7 protein-coding genes are annotated in these 6,000 nt (G+C 44.5%); 5 read left to right on the top strand and 2 right to left on the bottom strand.

Annotated features, from left to right (window positions below; translation table 11 throughout):
• The first annotated feature begins 245 nt into the window (after positions 1-245).
• Complete coding sequence (locus tag F6J94_RS02940) at positions 246-2,465, top strand: pentapeptide repeat-containing protein (protein WP_293036718.1); 2,220 nt, start codon at positions 246-248, stop codon at positions 2,463-2,465.
• Positions 2,466-2,472: 7 nt separating this feature from the next.
• On the opposite strand, the gene F6J94_RS02945 is transcribed toward F6J94_RS02940, so the two are convergent.
• Positions 2,473-2,598, bottom strand: a complete 126-nt coding sequence (locus F6J94_RS02945) for a hypothetical protein (protein WP_293036720.1) — start codon at positions 2,596-2,598, stop codon at positions 2,473-2,475.
• 443 nt (positions 2,599-3,041) lie between these two features.
• Between F6J94_RS02945 and F6J94_RS02950 the strand changes: the two genes are divergently transcribed.
• A complete protein-coding gene (locus F6J94_RS02950; RefSeq protein WP_293036722.1) occupies positions 3,042-3,560 on the top strand; it encodes a hypothetical protein in 519 nt (172 codons plus the stop codon).
• Here the strand turns inward: F6J94_RS02950 and F6J94_RS02955 are convergent.
• Positions 3,549-3,692, bottom strand: a complete 144-nt coding sequence (locus F6J94_RS02955; protein ID WP_293036724.1) for a hypothetical protein — start codon at positions 3,690-3,692, stop codon at positions 3,549-3,551. The two genes, F6J94_RS02950 and F6J94_RS02955, sit on opposite strands and share 12 nt — an antisense overlap.
• A gap of 305 nt (positions 3,693-3,997) precedes the next feature.
• Here F6J94_RS02955 and F6J94_RS02960 point away from each other — a divergent pair, with 305 nt between their 5' ends.
• The 3 genes from F6J94_RS02960 (at position 3,998) to F6J94_RS02970 (ending at position 5,839) form a co-directional block, all read left to right on the top strand.
• Positions 3,998-4,870, top strand: a complete 873-nt coding sequence (locus F6J94_RS02960) for an S-methyl-5'-thioadenosine phosphorylase (RefSeq protein WP_293036726.1) — start codon at positions 3,998-4,000, stop codon at positions 4,868-4,870.
• A gap of 277 nt (positions 4,871-5,147) precedes the next feature.
• Positions 5,148-5,285 carry a hypothetical protein gene (locus F6J94_RS02965; RefSeq protein ID WP_293019735.1) on the top strand — a complete coding sequence of 46 codons (138 nt, stop codon included), beginning with the start codon at positions 5,148-5,150 and terminating at the stop codon, positions 5,283-5,285.
• 2 nt (positions 5,286-5,287) lie between these two features.
• Positions 5,288-5,839, top strand: coding sequence for a chorismate pyruvate-lyase family protein (locus tag F6J94_RS02970; protein ID WP_293036728.1), 552 nt, complete (start codon positions 5,288-5,290; stop codon positions 5,837-5,839).
• Positions 5,840-6,000 lie beyond the last annotated feature (161 nt).

The following is a 6,000-nucleotide window of genomic DNA, read 5'->3' on the forward strand; positions in this document are numbered from 1 at the left end:
GACGGGTACCTCACCCAATTTAAAACTGCTATATAATAATGAGGCTTGATTTCATAGCGGATCAGTGCTCTCGCCGGTATTCAACCGGTTAAGTCTAGACATAGTTAAACATAGTCATCAGGTGTTTGCAAAAAAAAATGGTATCAAGCAAAATCTGCTATAATCTCGGGGAATTTGCTTACTGATCCTTGAAATCAGCGTTTAAAGTCATTACAAAGCAACCATAAGCAGCCTGGTAATTAAATATGGCTAGCCCCACTCTAAAAACAGGTCAACATCGAGAAGGTAGCTGGTATTTTCCGCTGCGACTGAACTTGGTTCTGCCACTGGTGACTAGGCGTTGCGTGGCAGCGCTTTTGGAAGTATCGCTGGTAACTACTAGTGCATTGCTCCCTTACGGGATTGGTTTGTATGCAGAAAAATACTCGAAGGCAGAACCGGTTCCCCTTAACCCAGTGTTGGGGGCAACCCAGAATGCGATCGCAAAAACTCTAGCTTACCCGCGCCTACAACTAACCAAGCGAGTCACTCCCCTGACCAATTTTTTTTGGTGTGCTTCGTTAGTGATGCCAGTAGGAGTAACCCTATGGCAACTTTATCTGCTGGGAAAAACTGGTCAAACTATTCCCAAAGGTTGGTTTGGAGTGCGAGTGGTTACCGCTTCGGGAAAACCGCCTGGTTTGATCGGTGCGGTGTGGCGTGAGGCAGTGGGACGCTGGGGATTACCACTGGGAAGTGCTTATTTACTCTGGCGCTACACTGGAGCGTTTCCCGACTTGTTAATTTTGTTGGGATTGGCAGGATTGATGCTATTGGCAGAGAGTTTTAGTTCTGTATTAAATGCTCAACATCGCAGCCTCCACGACTACATAGCCGGAACTTATGTGTCGGATTCCTCTCGGTTGCTCTTGCCGTACTGGTCAAGTTTTGAATCCTCCCCCTCACCAGAGTATGAAGAGGTTGAGCTAGAGGAGGAAACTGATGGGCAATGGTCTAATCACCAGAAAGCTACCTGGGGTTACCGTAGCGCAACAGTTAATCCCATTACCCTGTACTCAAAATCTCAACAGCACTCCCCCAATCTTTGGTTGTGGATGCGCCGAAATCCTGGTCTTACTCTGCTAATTGTTACCTTTGGCGGGATGGGTTCTGTACTCGGCACGTTTGTGGGTACCCAAATCTATATTCAAAGTCAGGCCAATTGGCGAGCGTTCAATCAGCAGAAAAATCAGGTCTTTCTGACCTTAGTGAAACAATTAAGCTCCACTGATAGCACTGCTCAAGAAGAACGTATGGGATCAATTCTGGCTCTAGGTAGGATAGACGACCATCGTGCTGTACCGTTTCTGGTGGATTTGCTGGGTCAGGAAAACACCCCTAGCTTGATTGATACCCTCCAACAAACCTTGGTCAGTAAAGGTGTTCAACCCCTTCCCCATCTACGAATATTGAATCAATCTTTGGCCAACGACCAGAAAACCCTAACCAGGGAAGGTAAACCAGGGGTTGGGGGAGTGCTAGCGGTGCGGCACCGAGCAACTAAGCAAGCTATCTCGAAAATTCTGACTATCTACGACGGTCAAGTGCATAATGCTAACCTGAGCTATATTAACCTCAGTAAGGTTAATCAGGGTTATGGCTATTTTAATCCAATTCTGAACAATCTGAATTTGTCGGGCATTAATTTCCGCTACGCTAATTTGTCCGGTGCTAATTTGCAGGGTAGTCGCTTCTATGGCCCTGGTGAGGATGAACATTTTGGCACTTTTGATGATTGGGTCAGTGACTTCAGCGGAGCTGATCTCAGAGAAGTTAACCTAACTGGTGCTATTCTCGACAATGTCTTGATGAATCGCACCAATTTAATCGGGGCAACCCTGAACCGAGCAAGGTTTTATAACGGTAGCCTGATCGGTGCTAATCTCAGCAGTGCCCAGCTGATTAATGCTGATTTCCGTAGAGCTATCTTAGAAAATGCTAGCCTGACAGGAGCCAATTTGGGGGAAGCAAAATTCAGTCTCTCTAGTCTTCATGGTGCTCGTTTGGGCAAAGTTAGTGCTGTGGGGAGTGATTTCTCTTCTGCTGATTTAAGTCAATCAAGCTGGCAAGGAGCGAATCTTTCTAGGGCAAATTTGAGTAATGCTAATCTCAAAAATGTTGATTTCAATTCAACCCAATTGGTAGGGGCTAATTTACGCAATGCCCAGCTGTACAATGCTAAGCTACGTCACGCTAATCTAAGTGCTGCGGATTTGCGAGGGGCTAATTTAGCTGGAGCAGATTTTCTGGGAGTTACCTTTGCTATGGCTAAACAGAACAAGGCTAATCAATTTATTACCTTGCCACCACCTAAATCGAATTTAGCCCGGATTAAGGGGGTGAATTTTACCAATGTTAAAAATTTAGATGAGCAGCAACTTCGATATATTTGTACCTATGGTGGACTTCATCCTAGATGTTTGTGACACTATTTTAGAGTAGGGAGTAGGGAATAGGGAGTAGGGAGTAGGGAGTAGGGAGTAGGGAACAGGGAACAGGGAATAGGGAATAGGGAACAGGGAGTAGGGAGTAGGGAGTAGGGAGTAGGAATAAAATCATGTTTACCTGATAACTATGAGAAACGCTATAAAGTTTTAATCATATAAATTGACCACGAAAAAAATCAGCCTACTTGATTTTTTTCTATTGTCAAAAAATTAGCTATCGCACAAATTCAAAAGCTACTGAGTCGATTCAGTATATTCGAGTTGACTTGAGTTGAAAACCCCCTTAACCAGAATAGATTGCTTAATGGATTGCGTTGATTTAAAGTTAACTATCAACAGTGAACAAAACATCAACCTGTATATAGCGGTTTCTATTATAATCAAATAATTTTTACTTTCTTGCCTGTTCCCTGTTCCCTATTCCCTGTTCCCTATTCCCTGTTCCCTATTCCCTGTTCCCTGTTACCTTTGCTATATTAGTTTCACCGCAGCAATTAAGCTAATATGAGCGAGAAAGCAGCCATCATTAGAATTAGGTATTGAGGAGTTGAGGAAATGGGTAATGCTATTGGTTTATTGTCCACACTAGGAACGCTGGTGCTGGGGAGTCTGGCTAGTTTAATCATTAAGTCGCAACCAGCATTTGCTCAAGCTGCCTACGGAAGTTATGTGGGAATCGGTCCTACCTTTGGTATTACAAAGGATGATGATGGAGAAGGTCAGCAAATTGGTGGATTAATTGCGTTTCGCTACAAATTCCTAGAAATCCCGATTTCCTTCCGGACACAAGCCCTGATTGGTGCTGGCACTGCTATTGTGCCAACAATTAGTTACGATTTCCCCCTTAATTGGCAAACCGATGCTTACGTGGGAGCAGGGGCTGTATTTGCTAGCGGTCACTCTCCCTCACCAGTAGGAGATAAAACGAGTTTTGCTATACAACCTGGTATTGATTTTATGATCCCTAATAGCCAAACGGTTTTGTTTGGTAATGCGATTATTGCTTTTGATGCCTATCGGGAGGGTGGCGGCGTCGCTGCTTCTGTTCAAGGTGGATTTGGTTTAAGATTTTAGTTTGAATCGTCGGGAGTCGGGAGTCGGGAGTCGGGAGTCGGGAGTCGGGAGTCGGGAGTCGGGAGTCGGGAGTCGGGAGTCGGGAGTCGGGAGTCGTGACTTAACTCTATGCCAGGCTTTTGCTTTGCTCAAGGCTAGTTTCGATTGCGAAAATGCGTTCGCGTAGCGGCTCTTTCAGAGCATCGCTCTTTTGGTTTTGCTCAGAAGTCTTGAATCGAGTAATAAATGATTACCAACATGGCTGATCAACAAAAATAGTCTTAAAATACCAACTTCATCGAAAACTACGTCTCCCCTCTCCCCTCTCTCCCCACACTCCCCTATCTCCCCACACTCCCCTATCTCCCCACACTCTTCCCCTAAAATCCCTTAACAAAAATTAATACAATTGGTAAAATAACAAAGCGTTGGACTGAGGCACAGCAAGCACAAACACCATGGTAAAAGCACAAATTGGGATTATTGGCGGTAGCGGACTTTACAAAATGGCTGCTCTCAAGGATGTGCAGGAGGTACCCATTGAAACCCCCTTTGGTCCTCCGTCCGATGCCTTGATGGTGGGAACCCTAGAAGGAACTACTGTGGCTTTCTTATCTCGTCATGGTCGCAATCATCATTTGATGCCTTCGGAGTTACCCTTCCGAGCCAATATCTATGCCATGAAGCAGTTAGGCGTGGAGTATATCATTTCTGCCTCAGCAGTAGGTTCTCTCCAGGAAGAGGTCAAACCCTTAGATATGCTGGTACCGGATCAGTTTATTGACCGCACGAAGAATCGGGTTTCGACCTTTTTCGGGGAAGGGATTGTGGCTCATATTGGGTTTGGACACCCGGTGTGCAACCAACTGGCGGGAATTTTAGTGGATGCGATCGCAAGTTTGGAGTTACCAGAGGTGACCGTACATAACGGTGGGACTTATCTGTGCATGGAAGGGCCAGCATTTTCCACCATGGCCGAATCTAATCTCTACCGGAGTTGGGGCGCAAAAGTAATTGGCATGACCAATTTGCCAGAGGCCAAGTTAGCACGGGAGGCGGAAATTGCCTATGCTACCCTCGCCCTAGTCACGGATTATGATTGCTGGCATGAGGATCATGACCATGTCACCGTGAATATGATACTTGATAATCTACAGCGCAATGCGATTAATGCTCAGAAGGTGATTCAAGAGACAGTGCGCCGGTTAGTTGATAATCCACCCGTTTCTAAAGCCCATTCCGCCTTGAAGCATGCTATTTTCACTCCCTTAGATCAGGCTCCAGAAGCAACTAAGGAGAAGTTGGAGTTGATATTGCGGAAGTATTTGTAAAATCGCAAATATCGAAAGGTGGCGCAGGATATATATAGCAATTCTCTTTCCCATGAGGTACAAAGGGATCCCCCGTTGGTCCCCCTTAAAAAGGGGGACTTTGAGGTTGATAATTGTACCTCATACATGCAATAAACGCTATATATAGCGTTTTTATCAAGGGAGCAGGGAGCAGGGACTTCGGAGCAGTAGGAAAGACCTTGGAAAATTTTTTGGTGTTATAGGTACAAGGAAATAGGGAACAGGGAATAGGGAACAGGGAAAAGTAGGAAAGAGCTTGGATAATTTTTTCCCACTCCCCACCCTCCCCAAACTTCCCACACTCCCCACTCCCTACTCCCTACTCCCTACTCCCTACTCCCTACTCCCTAAAACCCAAGAATTTATACCTCACCCCAATAATAATTGCTATTAAAAATGAGAAATGATCTACAGCAATCCCTAAGTCGAAGTTATATAGACCCCTCGACTCTGAGTATTTTCCAAAGAATTCTCTTAACGACAGATGGCACAGTAACCGATATGTTGGAAGCCTATCTGTTTGAACAGATTCGTCTAGTTAAGTTGTCGGAAGAATTGGTAACGACAACTGATGATATAGATCCAATGCAATTAAATAAAGGAAGCTCAGTCCTTGATAGGAAAATACTATTACAGGGTAAAATAAGTCGCAAGAATTATATCTATGCTGAGTCAATTATTGTTATTGATCGTCTAGATGAGTACTTTCAAAAAGATTTACTTAAAACTAAAACCCCCATTGGCAAAATCTGGCGAGAGCAGAGATTCGAGACCTTTAAAGAAATTGTGGATACTGGAAAAAAGCCTGCTAACGAATTAGCTGATTATTTCGATATTGAACCGGAAGCAAATTTGCTTTTTCGTACCTATTGCGTCTTTTCTAATCACCAATCGGTGATGATGATTAGTGAATATTTTCCTGAAAGCTATTTTTTGAATAGACTATAGGGAGTCGAGAGTAGGGAGTAGGGAGTAGGGAGTAGGGAGTAGGGAGCATGTCAACTTTGTAATTAGGTACATAGATCCCCCCTAACCCCCCTTAAAAAAGGGGGGAATTAGATTGAAAAGTCCCCCTTATTAAGGGGGATAATGGGGGATCTGAATCAGGG

Origin of the sequence: Moorena sp. SIO1F2, assembly GCF_010672755.1 — a bacterium.
Classification (GTDB): domain Bacteria; phylum Cyanobacteriota; class Cyanobacteriia; order Cyanobacteriales; family Coleofasciculaceae; genus Moorena.